This is a genomic window from Virgibacillus salexigens (assembly GCF_014905415.1).
GTDB lineage: Bacteria > Bacillota > Bacilli > Bacillales > Amphibacillaceae > Virgibacillus > Virgibacillus salexigens.
Genome location: NZ_BNEO01000005.1, coordinates 1 through 15,193 on the forward strand (window position 1 = coordinate 1; position 15,193 = coordinate 15,193).

At 36.3% G+C, this 15,193-nt stretch carries 15 protein-coding genes; 7 read left to right on the top strand and 8 right to left on the bottom strand.

The features are described from left to right. The first annotated feature begins 649 nt into the window (after nt 1–649). A complete protein-coding gene (gene brnQ / locus JKP73_RS17195) occupies nt 650–2,005 on the top strand; it encodes a branched-chain amino acid transport system II carrier protein (RefSeq protein ID WP_021288863.1) in 1,356 nt (451 codons plus the stop codon). Between the two features lie 64 nt (nt 2,006–2,069). Here the strand turns inward: brnQ and JKP73_RS17200 are convergent, their stop codons facing one another. Continuing rightward, nucleotides 2,070–2,726, bottom strand: a complete 657-nt coding sequence (locus tag JKP73_RS17200; RefSeq protein ID WP_021288862.1) for a GntR family transcriptional regulator — start codon at nt 2,724–2,726, stop codon at nt 2,070–2,072. 112 nt (nt 2,727–2,838) lie between these two features. Between JKP73_RS17200 and JKP73_RS17205 the strand changes: the two genes are divergently transcribed. Then, nucleotides 2,839–3,558, top strand: coding sequence for an EcsC family protein (locus tag JKP73_RS17205; protein WP_021288861.1), 720 nt, complete (start codon nt 2,839–2,841; stop codon nt 3,556–3,558). Between the two features lie 27 nt (nt 3,559–3,585). Here the strand turns inward: JKP73_RS17205 and JKP73_RS17210 are convergent, their stop codons facing one another. Then, entirely contained in the window at nt 3,586–5,190 is a 1,605-nt protein-coding gene (locus JKP73_RS17210; protein ID WP_038245842.1) for a catalase, read from the bottom strand. 180 nt (nt 5,191–5,370) lie between these two features. Here JKP73_RS17210 and yfkAB point away from each other — a divergent pair, with 180 nt between their 5' ends. From yfkAB to JKP73_RS23645, 4 genes are all read left to right on the top strand, one after another. Beyond that, a complete protein-coding gene (gene yfkAB / locus JKP73_RS17215; protein WP_200411645.1) occupies nt 5,371–6,468 on the top strand; it encodes a radical SAM/CxCxxxxC motif protein YfkAB in 1,098 nt (365 codons plus the stop codon). Between the two features lie 178 nt (nt 6,469–6,646). Beyond that, complete coding sequence (locus JKP73_RS23550; protein WP_308436509.1) at nt 6,647–7,276, top strand: hypothetical protein; 630 nt, start codon at nt 6,647–6,649, stop codon at nt 7,274–7,276. Beyond that, nucleotides 7,195–7,605 (top strand): mechanosensitive ion channel domain-containing protein, encoded by a 411-nt coding sequence (locus tag JKP73_RS23555; protein ID WP_308437234.1) that lies wholly within the window; start codon nt 7,195–7,197, stop codon nt 7,603–7,605. The genes JKP73_RS23550 and JKP73_RS23555 overlap by 82 nt, the downstream gene beginning before the upstream one ends. After that, nucleotides 7,563–7,742, top strand: a complete 180-nt coding sequence (locus JKP73_RS23645) for a hypothetical protein (protein ID WP_308437237.1) — start codon at nt 7,563–7,565, stop codon at nt 7,740–7,742. Before JKP73_RS23555 ends, JKP73_RS23645 begins: the two co-directional genes overlap by 43 nt. Nucleotides 7,743–7,905: 163 nt before the next feature. Here the strand turns inward: JKP73_RS23645 and JKP73_RS17225 are convergent, their stop codons facing one another. The 3 genes from JKP73_RS17225 to JKP73_RS17235 form a co-directional block, all read right to left on the bottom strand. Next, entirely contained in the window at nt 7,906–8,661 is a 756-nt protein-coding gene (locus JKP73_RS17225; protein ID WP_200411581.1) for a DUF3891 family protein, read from the bottom strand. 339 nt (nt 8,662–9,000) lie between these two features. Continuing rightward, nucleotides 9,001–9,471, bottom strand: a complete 471-nt coding sequence (locus JKP73_RS17230; RefSeq protein WP_038245839.1) for a FixH family protein — start codon at nt 9,469–9,471, stop codon at nt 9,001–9,003. 13 nt (nt 9,472–9,484) lie between these two features. Continuing rightward, the gene (locus tag JKP73_RS17235) at nt 9,485–10,846 is read right to left on the bottom strand and encodes a PepSY-associated TM helix domain-containing protein (RefSeq protein WP_200411582.1); all 1,362 of its coding nucleotides are present in this window, start codon (nt 10,844–10,846) and stop codon (nt 9,485–9,487) included. Nucleotides 10,847–11,208: 362 nt separating this feature from the next. Here JKP73_RS17235 and JKP73_RS17240 point away from each other — a divergent pair, with 362 nt between their 5' ends. Next, a complete protein-coding gene (locus JKP73_RS17240) occupies nt 11,209–12,162 on the top strand; it encodes a calcium/sodium antiporter (protein WP_021288854.1) in 954 nt (317 codons plus the stop codon). A gap of 34 nt (nt 12,163–12,196) precedes the next feature. Here JKP73_RS17240 and JKP73_RS17245 read toward each other — a convergent pair whose 3' ends face one another. The 3 genes from JKP73_RS17245 to JKP73_RS17255 form a co-directional block, all read right to left on the bottom strand. Continuing rightward, nucleotides 12,197–12,802, bottom strand: coding sequence for an alpha/beta hydrolase (locus JKP73_RS17245; RefSeq protein WP_200411583.1), 606 nt, complete (start codon nt 12,800–12,802; stop codon nt 12,197–12,199). Between the two features lie 17 nt (nt 12,803–12,819). Next, on the bottom strand, nt 12,820–13,242 hold the full coding sequence (locus tag JKP73_RS17250) for a MarR family winged helix-turn-helix transcriptional regulator (RefSeq protein ID WP_021288852.1): 423 nt from the start codon (nt 13,240–13,242) through the stop codon (nt 12,820–12,822). Nucleotides 13,243–13,314: 72 nt separating this feature from the next. Continuing rightward, on the bottom strand, nt 13,315–14,895 hold the full coding sequence (locus tag JKP73_RS17255) for a Vga family ABC-F type ribosomal protection protein (RefSeq protein ID WP_200411646.1): 1,581 nt from the start codon (nt 14,893–14,895) through the stop codon (nt 13,315–13,317). Nucleotides 14,896–15,193: the final 298 nt, after the last annotated feature.

Genomic DNA, 15,193 nt, shown 5'->3' on the forward strand with positions numbered 1-15,193 from the left:
TACTTTTACCTTTACTTACATCGAGCGCAACTACAGGTTTCATTTCGTCTCCTCCAATTAATTACTCATAGAAGTCTTCACATAACCTTATCGATTCCACTTTCTTATACACGATCTCTATGGACCCAACATACTAACTTGATTCAAATAAGGGTGGAAGTGAGCCTGTTTGGGGTGCGGATTCAATATTGATCCCAAAGTTAGATCGGCTTTTCTTCACTCCTACTATAAAAAAATAGTAGCACAAAACCACGGCCTTGGTTTCGTACTACTAATCTTAGTATGTTTGGGGTGTTTATTATTGAAAACGATAGGAGAAACAAAATGATGGGATTCTAACCTCTCTGGGAGCGCAATTGTGGATTGAGAAATGGAAGCAATTTACAGAATTGTGTGAGGGAATATTATATTTAGAAATAGGATTGTTCCTCGAAGCAGCAAATTTTATCACGTACTGATTTTTGATTGGAAATAAAGATTTACATTTTTTGTCTTCAAATTTTAGTCACATACCTGTCTAAATTATGAAAAAATTACACGTAATATATTGCATGTTACGCAAAAAGATAGTATGATTAACAACATCGATATATTGCATATAAATTAAACAATATAAACTAAAATTTTACATCTGGGAGAGGGCATATTTATGAAGGAAAAACTTACATTTTCATCGTACGCAACTATAGGTGTGATGTTGTTTGCGTTATTCTTTGGAGCTGGTAATTTAATTTTTCCTGCTCAACTTGGACAACTTGCTGGAGAGAATGTATGGCAGGCGGTATTTGGCTTTTTAATTACGGGAGTAGGGTTACCGCTTTTAGGTATTCTGGCTATGAGTTTTTCTGGTAGTAAAAATCTCCAGGATTTGGCAGGTAGAATTCATCCAATATATGGCGTCTTATTTACTTCGTTACTTTATTTAACCATTGGCCCTTTTTTTGCTGCTCCCCGAACAGGGACAGTAGCATATGATGTTGGTATTTCACCATTTGTTAGTGAAGGATTCCAGCAAGGAGGCTTACTGATTTTTACACTTGGTTTCTTCTTCGTAACGTTACTTTTTTCGCTGTATCCTGCGAAAATTGTCGATTATGTTGGAAAGATACTAGCGCCTGGCATTGTTGTATTACTTGTAGTGTTGCTAGCTATGGTTGTCTTTCAGCCAATGGGCGCCTTGCAATACCCTCAAGAAGCATATACAAATGGTGCATTTGTGAAAGGGTTTTTGGAAGGATACAATACAATGGATGCTTTAGCTTCGCTTGTATTTGGTATTATCGTTATTAAAGCAATTCGTTCACTTGGTATTACCTCCAAAAGGGAGATACTAGGAGCGACTGCAAAGGCAGGATCTGTTGCCATCGTTTTATTAGGTGCAATATATGTTGGAATTGCTTATTTAGGTGCTACGAGTACGGAAGTTTACGGAATATTTGATACTGGTGGACCAGTGTTAAGCAGTGCAGCAACGCATTATTTTGGAACATTCGGTTTAATTTTATTAGCCATCGTTATTACCTTAGCCTGCTTAACGACGAGCATTGGTTTAACAACAGCTTGTGCAGAATATTTTCATTCGCTATTTCCGAAAGTAAGTTATAAGAAATTTGTTGTATTTTTCGCATTTATAACGTTTGTTATAGCTAATTTTGGGCTTGCGAATATTATTACCTACTCTATACCTGTATTAATGTTTTTATATCCTTTAGCGATTGTGTTAATGTTATTAGCATTCTTATCTCCATTGTTTTATCATAGACGAGCTGTTTATATTTCAGTTATATCTGTAACTTTTTTAATCAGTAGTATTGATGGTTTAAAATCATTGTGTGAGTCAGTAGGAATACCATATTTTGATTGGATGCTCCCAATAATTTCATTCTACGAAACAGTATTACCACTTTATCCAGAAGGGCTTGGTTGGTTACTTCCTGCATGTATCGTAATGATAGTTACTGGTGTTGTTATCCGAATTCAAAAAGCATCGACCGTTCATGCTTAACTAAAAAAACCGACTTTCTACTAGAGAAAGTCGGTTTCATCGTTTATAAACCTACCTATAAATGCTATTTTAATGCTTGAAATTCTTGAATGGTACGTAACCAGTTTTCCTTCATAATCGGAGCTAATGCCTCATTATTACCTTCTTTCATAAGTTTAATAATTTGGCTATGTTCTTCTATGGATTTTTCGGTTAGAATGATGGAGTTATGGAAGAATAATCGTCTTACATGGGCCTGTAAGTTAGCAATAATATTGTGGATATAAGGATTATTAGCAGCATCTACAATGATTTGATGAAATTCTTCATCAATTTTTAATGCAGCATAGTAGTTCTCAGAGCGAATGGCCTTGGCAAACCTCTCGTTAACCTCTTCCAATACCGCAATGATATCTTCTGTTAAGTTTTCAATAGCCAATTCTGCTGATAAAGCTTGTAAAACGGCTAAAGGCGGTAACAAATCATTCATCGATTCCTTTTCAACATCGGTTACTTGTGTAGCTTTCCCAGGAAACATCTTTACGAACCCTTGCACTTCTAAAAGTTGTAAGGACTCTCTGACTGGCGTTCTACTTACGCCTAATGCTTGAGCAAGTTCAGAATCATTAAGCTTCTCACCAGGTTGTAAGGTACCATCTATAATCCATTGTTGAATTTGATTAAATGCACTTTCTTTCGCGGATTGTCGAACTGGCTTGGAATGATCTGAAGGTATTGGCATATCTACTCCCCCTTCCTGAATAATTTTTAGTATACTAAACAGTATACAATAAAAATGGGAATATGAAAAATGCAATATATTAGTTGAAAATTGTAAGTGAGGAGGTCATTTTTTGGTTGCTTATGAGGACATCGTTTCCCAAGAGTTAGCACAATGGCGTAAAAAGATGTATGCGAAACCTAGCTTATTTAATCAGCTTTCTAAAAAAGCACAAACAAAAATAAACAATTGGATTCCTGAGAAGATACACGGTATCATAACCGATAGTATTAAAAATATGGTGAAGGCAACTTTGGTTGGTTCTCATATGACTACGCGAAAACCAGAAGTACAGGAATTGAATTTGTATCAGCAAGATCAACTTGTAAAAGAAAAGTTATCTACTTATAGAAAAACTGCATCTGCGGAAGGTGCAGGGACCGGTGCAGGTGGAATATTACTGGGATTTGCTGATTTCCCATTGTTACTTTCAATTAAATTAAAGTTTCTATTTGAAGCTGCTACGATATATGGCTTTAATACGAAGGAATATGAAGAACGATTATTCATTTTACATATCTTTCAATTAGCCTTCTCTAATGAAAAAACACGGAAACAGACCATGCGCATTATCGAAAATTGGGAACAAGAAAAGCAGCATTTATTAGATATGGATTGGCGGGCTTTTCAGCAAGAGTATCGTGATTATATTGATTTAGTTAAATTATTACAATTAGTCCCAGGTTTTGGAGCAATTGTTGGTGCCTACGCTAATTACAATTTACTGGACCAGTTAGGGGAAACAGCGATGAATGCTTACCGCCTCAGGATTTTGAATATACCAAAAAACTAAAGCTCCCGAATTGGGAGCTTTACCTTTTTAATATGGGTCGGCGTCGTGTCCTTTTTCAATAGCCTGTTCTGGTGCGTTTTCACTATCTTTATTGCCTAACGGATTTTTACTTGTCTCATCCATCATCATTTTCTTCGCTTCTTCTATCCCTTCACGCAAGCGACGGCCATATTCTTCATCTGCTTCTTCAGCAAGAGCAATCATTTTGTCTTGAATTCGTTGGTCGCATACGGAAATATCATTAACTAGATTTGTAATTAAATCGTCTTTTTCCCAGTCCTTGAAACGACGGAATGTTTCGCCTGCTTGTTTTGTGTTATTGTTTCTTTCAATGGATTCACGCACAAGCTCGCCTTTTACTTCAGGGGTGTATTCTTTTCCTGTTTGTTCTGCTTCTTTTAGTCCCCCTAATACCGAAGGCTCATAGTTAACATGAGGGTTTTGACCAGGTGCTTTATCGTTTTGTTGGCGTAATTGACCGCCTTCCTGATTGGTAGCAACTCGCTTCTTAGCAGCATTTATTGGAACCTGTAAATAGTTTGCGCCTACTCGATAGCGTTGTGTATCTGAATAGGAAAAGGTTCTCCCTTGCAGCATTTTGTCATCTGAGAAGTCGAGTCCATCAACAAGAACTCCGGTTCCAAATGCTGCTTGTTCTACTTCCGTAAAATAGTTTTCCGGGTTTTTATTTAATACCATTTTTCCAACTGGTAACCACGGAAACTTATCCTCTGGCCATAATTTTGTATCATCCAGTGGGTCAAAATCTAACTCGGGATGATCATCGTCGCTCATAATTTGGACAAATAACTCCCACTCTGGATAGTCACCTCTCTCAATCGCATCATATAAGTCTTGGGTAGCATGATTGAAATTGGTTGCTTGAATTTCATTTGCTTCTTGTTGAGTTAAGTTCTTAATTCCCTGTTTCGGTTCCCAATGATACTTAACTAGTACGGCTTCCCCTTCTTCATTTACCCATTTGTACGTATTTACTCCCGAACCTTGCATCATTCGATAGTTTGCAGGTATACCCCAGGGAGAATAAACAAATGTCACCATATGAAAGCTCTCTGGTGAATTAGCGCAAAAGTCAAAGAAACGCTCACTGTCTTGGATATTCGTAACCGGATCTGGTCGGAAAGCATGAATCATGTCTGGAAATTTCATGGCATCTCGAATGAAAAAGATTTTGAGATTATTTCCTACCAAATCCCAGTTTCCATCTTCCGTATAAAATTTAACAGCAAACCCACGTGGATCTCGTACCGTTTCTGGAGAGTGGTTACCATGAACTACTGTGGAGAATCGAATAAAAACAGGTGTCTGTTTTCCCTTATCCTGAAAGACTTTTGCTCTTGTATACTTAGATACTGGCTCATCGCCAGCCGTTCCATATGTTTCAAAATAACCATGTGCTCCTGCTCCACGAGCATGAACAATCCGTTCAGGGACTTTTTCACGGTCAAAATGACTAATCTTTTCAATAAAATCATAGTTCTCCAACGTTGCTGGTCCACGATTTCCTACTGTGCGGATATTTTGATTATTGGTAACGGGGTGCCCTTGCCTTGTCGTTAAGGTATCTTCATTTTCAATGTTATTAGGCTTATTTGGATCTTTTCTTTCCATTAGAATCACCATCCTATTTTCAATCAAGTTTCGCTGTTTTTAGTGTTGCCCATTTCATTGCAAATCATTCTTATTTTGTAACAGATACAGACGGAATAAGCTGATACATGATAAGATAATGATAGAGTATTTTGTATAGAGAGGGTTTTTCATGTGAAATTATCAGAAGCGAGACAAACAATGTCCCCATCCTATGATCCTTGGGAAGCATATTTAGATGTGGAACAGTATGGGGAAATGACATTGTCTAACATTGAATTTACAACAACAACGCTTTGTAATATGCGCTGTGCCCATTGTGCTGTTGGTTATACACTGCAAGGAAAGGATCCCGATGCTTTGCCAATGGAATTAATGGAACAGCGATTAGATGAAATTCCTCATCTGCGGACCTTAAGTATTACTGGCGGAGAGCCAATGATGTCAAAAAAATCGGTTCGTAATTATGTACTGCCATTGCTACAATATGCACATCAACGTGGCGTTAAGACACAAATAAATTCCAATTTAACATTGCCTTATAGCCGATATGAAGAGATCATCCCATATTTAGATGTATTACATATTTCACATAATTGGGGTACAGCAGAAGAATTTGCAGCGACTGGTTTTGCGAGGATGGAGAGAAAACCGACGGAGGAAAATCGAAAGAAATATTTTGAACGAATGGTGGCTAATTCCCAAAAATTATCAAGGGCAGGCGTCATGGTTTCTGCTGAAACCATGCTAAACGGCCGAACCTACCCTTATTTAGAAAAAATTCATGACCATGTTTTAGAAATGGGATGTACACGCCATGAAATCCACCCAATGTATCCAGTAGACTTTGCCAGTAATTTAGAAACCTTATCGTTAGAAGAAATGCGGATTGGCATTGAAAGATTATTAGATCATCGTGATCCAGATACATGGATGCTATTTGGGACGTTACCTTTTTATCCTTGTAGCTCATCCACAGAAGATATAGCGTTACAAAAGCGTCTTTTTCAAGAAAAAAATGTCTCAGTCAGGAATGATCCAGACGGACGATCCAGATTAAATGTTAATATCTTCTCAGGGGATATCATTGTTACGGATTTTGGAGATGAGCCAAAACTCGGAAATATTCAGACAACGTCTTTACCAGAAGCTTATGCGCGTTGGATGCAAACAGATACGGCTAAATCATTGAATTGTCATTGTCCAGCTGTCAAATGCCTCGGACCAAATATTCTTGTCAAAAACACGTATTACAAAGAAGTGGATTTTCAAAAACGACAAACCAATATTATGTTATAGCAATAACACGCCATCATTTTTTTGACGAACGATTCAGTTCCAAAGACACTACGAATGAACGCCAGTAGTGTCTTTTTGTTGTGCCACTGGTATTCAACATAACAGACTGCATGTCTATTCTTCCTCTGGTGAATATATACATATAGTAATAAACATCTTTTGGGGGTAAATTTGCGTTATGTCTTTAGAATTTCTTCAATTTTTACAAACCTATGAAAAGCTGATTTATTGTAGTTTAGCTGTTGTTGTTTTTTTCATGTTTTATTTGCTTAAAAAAGTAATTACTAGGAATTTATTTCTACTGCTATTAAAAATAAGTAAGCATCGACTTAACGGCTTCTTTTTGCAATTACGCTTGTCATTTGAACAACCTATACAGGGATTGATCTTAATACTTGGGGTTTATGTTTCTGTTCGAATATTTCCGTACCTCGATCAAGACCATGTGTTTTTTATGCATGTCATGCGATCATCCATCATTTTTATGATCGGTTGGGGGTTATTTAATTTATCTTCATCTTCATCGTTGATGTTTACCAAATTAAATAAGCGATTTCATTTAAAGATTTATTCCATTCTTATTCCCTTCTTTTCAAAAGCTATCAGGCTCATTATCGTTGCAATTAGTCTTAGTGTTATTGCTCAAGAGTTTGGCTATGATGTCAATGGTTTTGTTGCTGGATTAGGGATTGGCGGACTTGCGTTCGTTTGGCAGCTAAGGATGCATTGGCTAATTTATTTGGGGGCATTATTATCATTACAGAAAAGCCATTTACAATTGGCGATTGGATTCTTACACCAAGTGTAGAAGGTACCGTTGAAGATATCTCTTTTCGAAGTACGAAAATCAGAACCTTCGCTCAAGCATTAGTTACCGTTCCCAAAGCAACATTAGCAAATGAATCCATAACGAACTGGAGTAAAATGGGGAAAAGACAAATAACTTTTAGTTTACGTCTTACGTACGACACATCAAGAGAAAAAGTGGAGAGTGTTGTATCTCAAATTGAATTGTCATTAAGAGAGAATAAGAACATTCATCAAGATACAATCTTTGTTTTGATACCTATAAAGAAAATGGACTCGATGTTTTTCTGTATTTCTTTACGAAAACAACCGATTGGGGAGATTATTTAAAGATTAGAGAATCTGTTAATCTGGAGATTCTTGATATTCTGGAAAGAGAAGCGGTTTCTATCGCTTTACCAACCAGAAAATTACTGATTGATAGAGATGTTGCTGCAAATGATCCTTTCGTTCAACAGCAGACATAATAAAAATCGGGCTGGGAAATAAAAGATAATTCCTAACCTAAAAAGAGACGATAATTGGCGGGACAGCCCCAGCTAAACCGAGGGGAAGGAAAATCGCTTAGCCCGGTCTTCCGCCTCGTACTGTACCCTTGGCTCTGTTTGCCCTATCCCTATGGCAACATAGTTAAGATACAATGGAAAACGATATTTGTTTAAAAGAAGATTGCTTGTATGCACGGATAAGACCATTCGTAGTTATTTCGCGTTTAGTCACCCATTTATATGAATAACTAAAGGATGTATCCTTTTGAAATGGAAATTCATTAACACGTAATGTATGGTTATCTTTCCAAGTTATTTCTAGTGATTTTCCATGAAAACAATCTAATGTATCTGGTATCGGGATTCCATTTTTAAAGAAGGGATGTTCGTTTTTACCAGGTTCATTGATGCATAGAAATAATGAAAGGTTATCACATAACTGTAAAAGACCATAATGCTTCATGAATATATCAAAACGAAATTCTGGAAGCTGGCGAATAATTCGTTGCTGCCGTAATTTTTCTTGGCTAACAAACTGGCGACTTTCTAATTGATTATCGTCTAAAAGAAACCGAGTATAATGAAAACTGCATAATAATGCTGCGTATGAATCATGAGCTTCAACATTTTCAATTCCATTTGTGTAAAGCAATGTTTTAACTGGATTGGGGAAATCGGTGAAGCTATAGGGGACTTGATGATAGTCGTTCCAAAACGGATCCTGATCATAAGCTTTCCAGCCACCATCATGCTGATCAATGGCTAAAAACAACGAGGATTGAAATGGAGAATTTGGCAAATGGAACGTATTCCATTGTCTAATCATATCACCAGAGACTCGTGCATGATGATCTTGTTCAATCATAATAAATCCATCTGGTTGTTCTCTAACAATCATGAAAATTGGCCTCCCTTTCTAAATTCAATGTAAGAATATCTGTTTTTTTCTATCCTTAACTTGATCTTGCACCTAATTTGCCTTATAGGACAAATTTTACTGATTGGATTTAGATAATTCAATTATTTAAAATTTTAATAGATAAAGGGGCTGGGACACAACTAAAAATAGGTAACCAAAAAGCCGAATGATAAAACAAGGTGAAATAAACGCTGATACGGAGTTTTTTGACGGAGGGATGATAGAACCTGTTTTATGTAAAAAAATAATTCGAACGGTTTCCGGTGAATCCGTTCGAATTATAAGATACTTATACCTCAGTCTCTTTTAAGTAGTCTGTTAATGATGATGGTCATGAGACCTTTCTTGTTCAGGTATATCTTTCTGTAAATATTCAAGATCGTTATCTGATAATTCTCCAACAATAAATTGTTGTTTGGGTATTATTTCAGAATCTTGATGCTTAATATGGGCCTTTATAAAATAGAGACCTTCACTTGAGAAGGAAGTTGTTAATTGGTATTTTCCATTGCCACGATTATCAGGTATTTTGTGAATGGTAGGTATTGATCCGTCTTGCTTCCAAATTTCAACATGAATGTTATCTACCTGGTCAACGGGATTTCCATCTTTTGTGAGAAGAATTTCTATAGTTTGTTCTTCTTTGGTTGATATGGAATCGTCTAAAGTTATTTCTGCATCTAGATTTGGTTCTTGTTTATACAGTTGGGCGACATTTGAATTAAGGGTACATCCGCTTAATAGTATGAATAACGTGAATAGTATCGAAGTAGATAGTAATCGATTCATATTCGTTCCTCCTTTAAGCATGAAAGAAATTTCGAAGTTTTGATATCTTGCGTATAACGAATCGATCTATTAAATAAACAAAGATAATAGATAAACCAACTAATGGAAAAGTAAGGCCTAATCCAATTATTAAAATGAAGAAGAGCTTCATGCTATAAATCGGAGGTGCCTTTGGTGCTCCTAAGCCATCATCTGGCTTTCGTTTCCACCATAGATAAAGTCCACTAAGTGCAACAAAAACAATACCAATGCATATGAATAAGCTGATGAGTTGGTTTATAAACCCAAATTGTGTTCCTTTATGAAGAGTGATACCCCATGCAACGACTTTTCCAATTGATCCATAATTATCATAGCGGTAATCTGCTAAAACTTTTCCCGAGTACTGATCAATATGCATAGTGATTTCGTCTTGCGCTTTAGGAGGAAAAGCTGAAAGCGTGTAAACTCCTGTATTTTCTTGAGGAAGATACAATGTATAACTCGAATGCACACCTTCTCGATCAGCAATTGCTACAATGTCGTCGATAGAAACAGGAACCCTACCTTGAATGTCCGATTTGGGTACATCTAAAGTTTCTGCAGCCCAAGGGACTTCTGCAATATCTTTTGTTTCTATTTGGGAGGTTGGGGCGTTACCAACCCAAACAGAAGGAGGGTAACCATTACCCAAATTAGTCGTTACTGTTTGAAAATTCGTTCCCCAAAACCCTGACCAAGGTAGTCCAGTCAGGATTAAGAATAACATCCCTGCTGTTATCCAAAAGGCGGGCACTACATGTAAATCCCTTCGAAGTATTCGTTTTTTGCTAGTTAATCTCGGTACTAAGACACCAGATATTCGAAGCTTGTTTCTGGGAAACCACATGTAAAGGCCAGTTACAATTAATATAATTGCCCAGCAAGCAGCTAATTCCACAATACGGTCACCTAAAGTTCCAGCCATTAGTTCCCCATGAAATTCCTCGATTTTGTCCATTATTCTATCTTCGTTATTTAATTTTCCTAAGGATTTGCCTGAGTATGGATCAATAAAAATAGTTGATGATTGATCATCCATTGTAATATGGAATTCGCTTGAGCGTGTGGCATCCTCCCCAGGTCGATACGCTGTTATTACTGCATTAGGATATTCGTTTTTAACTTTTTCCATCAGTTGAGATGGTGGAATTCGATCACCCTCAGGAGTTACTTCATAATAATCTTGATAGATGATTTGCTCTATTTGAGGCTTAAATAAATAAATGGATCCAGTGATAGCTAGGATAAGAAGAAATGGTGAAATGATAAGTCCTGCATAAAAATGCCATCGCCAGAAAAGTTTATAATTCGAAGCTTGCTTTTGTTTTTGTTGTCTGTTTTTGCTAGATAACATTGGTTTCTCCTTCCGACCTAACGTCTTGTTAAAAATTGTTATATTTATTTATCGTATTGTGATCCAATAATGGAATGACAAGAGTATAATGTAAGCTTGCTTTTAAAGTTTTTGTAATTGGTAGATAATAAATTGATAATGTGATTGTATGTGTTAACTTTTGTTTTATTTTAACATCATTTATATTGAGATGGAGTAGCTACTATGAAAAAGAAAATGAAAATAATGTGAAGACCAATTAATATATTTACAAAAAGTTCACATGTTTTTTGTTACTATTTGGTACATTAATACGTAATACTATGGATGGAATATATTTAAGGAAAATGTCTTTAAAACTATCGAAAAGGAAGATTGTTGATATGGCTTACATATGGTTAATTATTGGATTTGTTTTATTAATTAAAGGGGCAGATTTATTTGTAGATGGTTCATCCAATATAGCAAAATTATTACGTGTTCCTACTATTTTAATTGGATTAACCATTGTAGCTTTTGGAACTAGTTCACCAGAGGCGACGGTGAGTATCATTGCTGCATTAGAAGGAACAGCTGATGTATCAATGGGGAATGTTATCGGAAGTAATATCTTTAATTTAACCTTAGTTGTCGGGATTGCGACCATTATTTTCCCGATCAAAGTAGAAAATGAAACCATTCGTAAAGAAATTCCATTTACGCTGTTGGCTAGTGTGGCGCTATTAGTTTTGATTAGTGATACAGTGCTTCAGGGGTTTGACGTGAATTACATCTCTCGTAGCGATGGATTAATCTTTTTATTATTCTTGTCTGTCTTCATGTATTATGTCATTGAGGTAGCGTTGAAAAGTAGAGAGAATGTAACCCAAGAAAAATCTTCGCACGATATTAAGTGGGGTAAAAATATTCTGTTAACGTTACTAGGGCTAGCTGGGATAATTATTGGCGGACAAATGGTTGTTGATAATGGTAAAGATATTGCCTATTCCTGGGGAATGAGTGAAGCTTTGGTTGGGTTAACTATTATTGCAATCGGTACATCTCTACCCGAATTAGTGACCTCCATAACAGCAGCTATTAAGAAAGAAAGTGAAATCGCTATTGGTAATATTGTAGGAAGTAATATTTTTAATATATTATTTGTTCTTGGATCTTCCGCTGTTATTACGCCGCTAGATGTAAACGGAAAAGTAGTGATCGATATCATTATAATGATTGCTCTGACTGTATTATTATTAGTTTTTTCTAGAACAAATTATAAAATTAGGAAAACAGAAGGGGTTATTCTTGTCATAGGTTATGTCCTTTATTTAACATATATTATCATCCGAAATTAAAAAAGTGCTGGAATTGATCTTCCAGCACTTTGACTTATTGATTGTCGTACCATGCAACCGCAGCTTCTACTTCATCTAGTGTTAATTGGTGACCGTGATTCTCCCAATGAAGCCTCACATGGGCATTTGCTTGTTGTAACACATCTTTAAGTTCTTCTGACTCTTCAGCAGGACATATAGGATCATTCGTTCCAGCAGCAATAAATACATTGATTCCAGACAGGTCAGGTAAAGACAATCCTCTTCGTGGAACCATTGGATGATGTAGAATTGCACCATATAACGCATGTGGATGATGGAATAATAAGCTAGCTGCAATATTAGCTCCATTTGAATACCCAACAGCAAAGATATGATTTCGATCAAACTCATATTGTTTTGCGGCTTCATCAAGGAAGTCGTTTAACTCTTGGGTACGGAAGATCAGATCTTCTTCATCAAAAACACCTTCAGCCAACCGTTTGAAAAAACGAGGCATGCCGTTTTCTAAGATGTTACCACGTACGCTAAGCACATTCGCTGCAGGATCGATCTTACTTGCTAAAGGTATAAGGTCTTGTTCGGTTCCGCCAGTACCGTGCAGAAGTAAGAGTGTTGGTCTTGATTGATCTGTTCCTTTTTGAAAAATATGCTTCATCAATTCTTTCCCCTTTCTTATTACGCACGTTGACCTACTTGTTTTAATACATCAACCAGCGTTTGTTTTTGTTGTTCATCAATGCCAACAAATAGTTCTTCAATCACTTGCTGATGTTGTGGGAAAATCTCATCCATTAATGCTTTACCGGCATCTGTTATATGAATATAAACGACACGGCGGTCTTCACTGCAATGTTGTCTTTCCAATAATCCTTTTGTTTCTAGTTTGTCAATTACATAAGTAATCGATCCAGTATTAATGAGTACACCTTCTGATATTTGGCGTATCGTTTGCTTTCCTTTATGATAGAGTGTCTCTAGAATTGTAAATTCAGAAGTCCGCATACCGTAATTGCTTATATCCTTTTTGATACGTTCTTGAACAGCTTTTGAAGCCTTCATCAACACAACAAATGATTTTAGAGAAAGATTCTCACTCATTGCTAGACCACCTTGTTTAATGTATTTAATTAATTTATTCTTAATTAAATATAAATCAAAAAATAGAAAGTGTCAATTCGATCGTTTAGATTCCAATTCTTTCTTACGCGCTAGAAGTGATTCAAATTCCTGATCCAACGCTTCAGTAGGTTCCATACTCAATTTGCTTAATGTTTCTGTAATCTTTGTCTCCAGCACAATTAGCTCTTGCTCGAATGGGTCTTCTTTTTGTTTTTTCGTATCGTTTTTATAGGCAGCGTATGTGCCTTCAAATAGGTTAATTTGATGATTTTCAAAAACGATGATACGGTTAGCTATTTCTTGAATAAACCTTCGATCGTGGGAAACAAATAGTACGGTTCCTTCATAATCCGTTAATAGTTGTTCTAATGCCTCTACTGCATCAATATCCAGAAAATTAGTAGGCTCATCAAGAATGATGGTATTAACATTACTAACAAATAATTTAGCAAAGGCAACTTTAACTCGTTCCCCCCCACTCAATACCTTAATTTCCTTATAAACATCTTCGCGATAAAAATGTAGTCTGGCTAACACGGTCCTAATTAGTGCTTCATCTTGGCTGGATGTGTCACTTGCATTTTCTAAGATGGTTTTATTTATATCCAGCACATCTAAATTCTGACTGAAATAACCGATTTTCATAGCAGGAGAAGATTGTATCTGATCCTCTTGATTGATTATTTTTTTAATTAATGTTGTTTTCCCGCTACCGTTTGGACCGATAATTGCTAATTTATCGCCACCCCTGATTTGAAAACTTACGTTATTCCAAAGCAAGCGGTCACCAACTTTCCCAGCTACTTCTTCTACGCGCAGTATAATTCGACCTTTTGTCCCTTCCTCATTCGGAAGTTTCATTTTAATTGGCGGTATTTCTTTTACTTTTTCAACTTTATCCAGTTTTTCAAGACGAGTTTCAATGGCCTTTGCCGATTTACGTAATTTCTTTTGCTTATTCGCATAATAAGGCTTAGCACCGGTGATTTTTGCTTCCGAGTTGCTTGTTTGCTTTGGTTTCTTGGTTGCTCTCTGTGCTTTTTGTTCTTTGAGTTCCAGCGCTTCCTCTAGCTGTGATTTCTTCTTGATATACGATTCATAAGCTTGTTCTTGTTGCCTTATTTCCTGTTGTTTTTGTTTATAGTAATCGGAATAGTTTCCTTTATATTCGCTTACCTTGCCGTCTTGTAATTCCCAGATTTTCGTGCAGATGTTATCTAAGAAAGCACGGTCATGAGAAACTATGACCAAGATACCCTTCCATTTTTTTAGTTGTTTTTCTAATTTTTCAATTCGAGTTGTATCTAAATTTGTAGTTGGTTCATCCAGGAAAAAAATATCCGCTTTTTTCGCAAGTGCTTTGTCAATATATTCTTGAGTAATCTCCCCACCGCTTTTAGTTGTATTGGTTCGTTTTAATTGAGGAAGCAGGTGTCTTGTACCATCTGTTACGATATGCCCTGTCTCCGGGACAATCTCCCCAGCTAATATTTTCATTAATGTTGTTTTGCCGCTGCCGTTCCTACCAACCAAACCAATTCGGTTTCCTTCGTGAAGGCGAAGGTTGGTTACATCAATTAATTTCCGATCTTTCATATACATAGATAAATTCTTTGCTTCTAAAAAACCCAATTCTACCACTCCAATCTTTCTTGTGTTGGAGAGACAAAAAAAGCCTCCCATTCATTTCAGAATAGGAGGGCAAACGGTGTGGTAAAAGGGGATATAATATACCCCGAAAAGTATACCACAATAAAGCACAATCCTATTCTGAAACGTTCGTAAAATGACATACAAAAAGGAACAGACTACCATCTGTTATTGTAAATGCCTTTTGTCGAATGTTTTCAGTGAATAGGATTAGTACTTCATTTAATTGGATCACCCTTTGCTTTTTAGTTAGTACCATTATATACAGTGTAAATGAATT

Coding starts and splice junctions, on each gene's coding strand:
- brnQ (WP_021288863.1), top strand. CDS start 650: ATGAAGGAAAAACTTACATTTTCATCGTACGCAACTATAGGTGTGATG.
- JKP73_RS17200 (WP_021288862.1), bottom strand. CDS start 2,726: ATGCCAATACCTTCAGATCATTCCAAGCCAGTTCGACAATCCGCGAAA.
- JKP73_RS17210 (WP_038245842.1), bottom strand. CDS start 5,190: ATGGAAAGAAAAGATCCAAATAAGCCTAATAACATTGAAAATGAAGAT.
- yfkAB (WP_200411645.1), top strand. CDS start 5,371: ATGTCCCCATCCTATGATCCTTGGGAAGCATATTTAGATGTGGAACAG.
- JKP73_RS23550 (WP_308436509.1), top strand. CDS start 6,647: ATGTCTTTAGAATTTCTTCAATTTTTACAAACCTATGAAAAGCTGATT.
- JKP73_RS17225 (WP_200411581.1), bottom strand. CDS start 8,661: ATGATTGTTAGAGAACAACCAGATGGATTTATTATGATTGAACAAGAT.
- JKP73_RS17230 (WP_038245839.1), bottom strand. CDS start 9,471: ATGAATCGATTACTATCTACTTCGATACTATTCACGTTATTCATACTA.
- JKP73_RS17235 (WP_200411582.1), bottom strand. CDS start 10,846: ATGTTATCTAGCAAAAACAGACAACAAAAACAAAAGCAAGCTTCGAAT.
- JKP73_RS17240 (WP_021288854.1), top strand. CDS start 11,209: ATGGCTTACATATGGTTAATTATTGGATTTGTTTTATTAATTAAAGGG.
- JKP73_RS17250 (WP_021288852.1), bottom strand. CDS start 13,242: ATGAGTGAGAATCTTTCTCTAAAATCATTTGTTGTGTTGATGAAGGCT.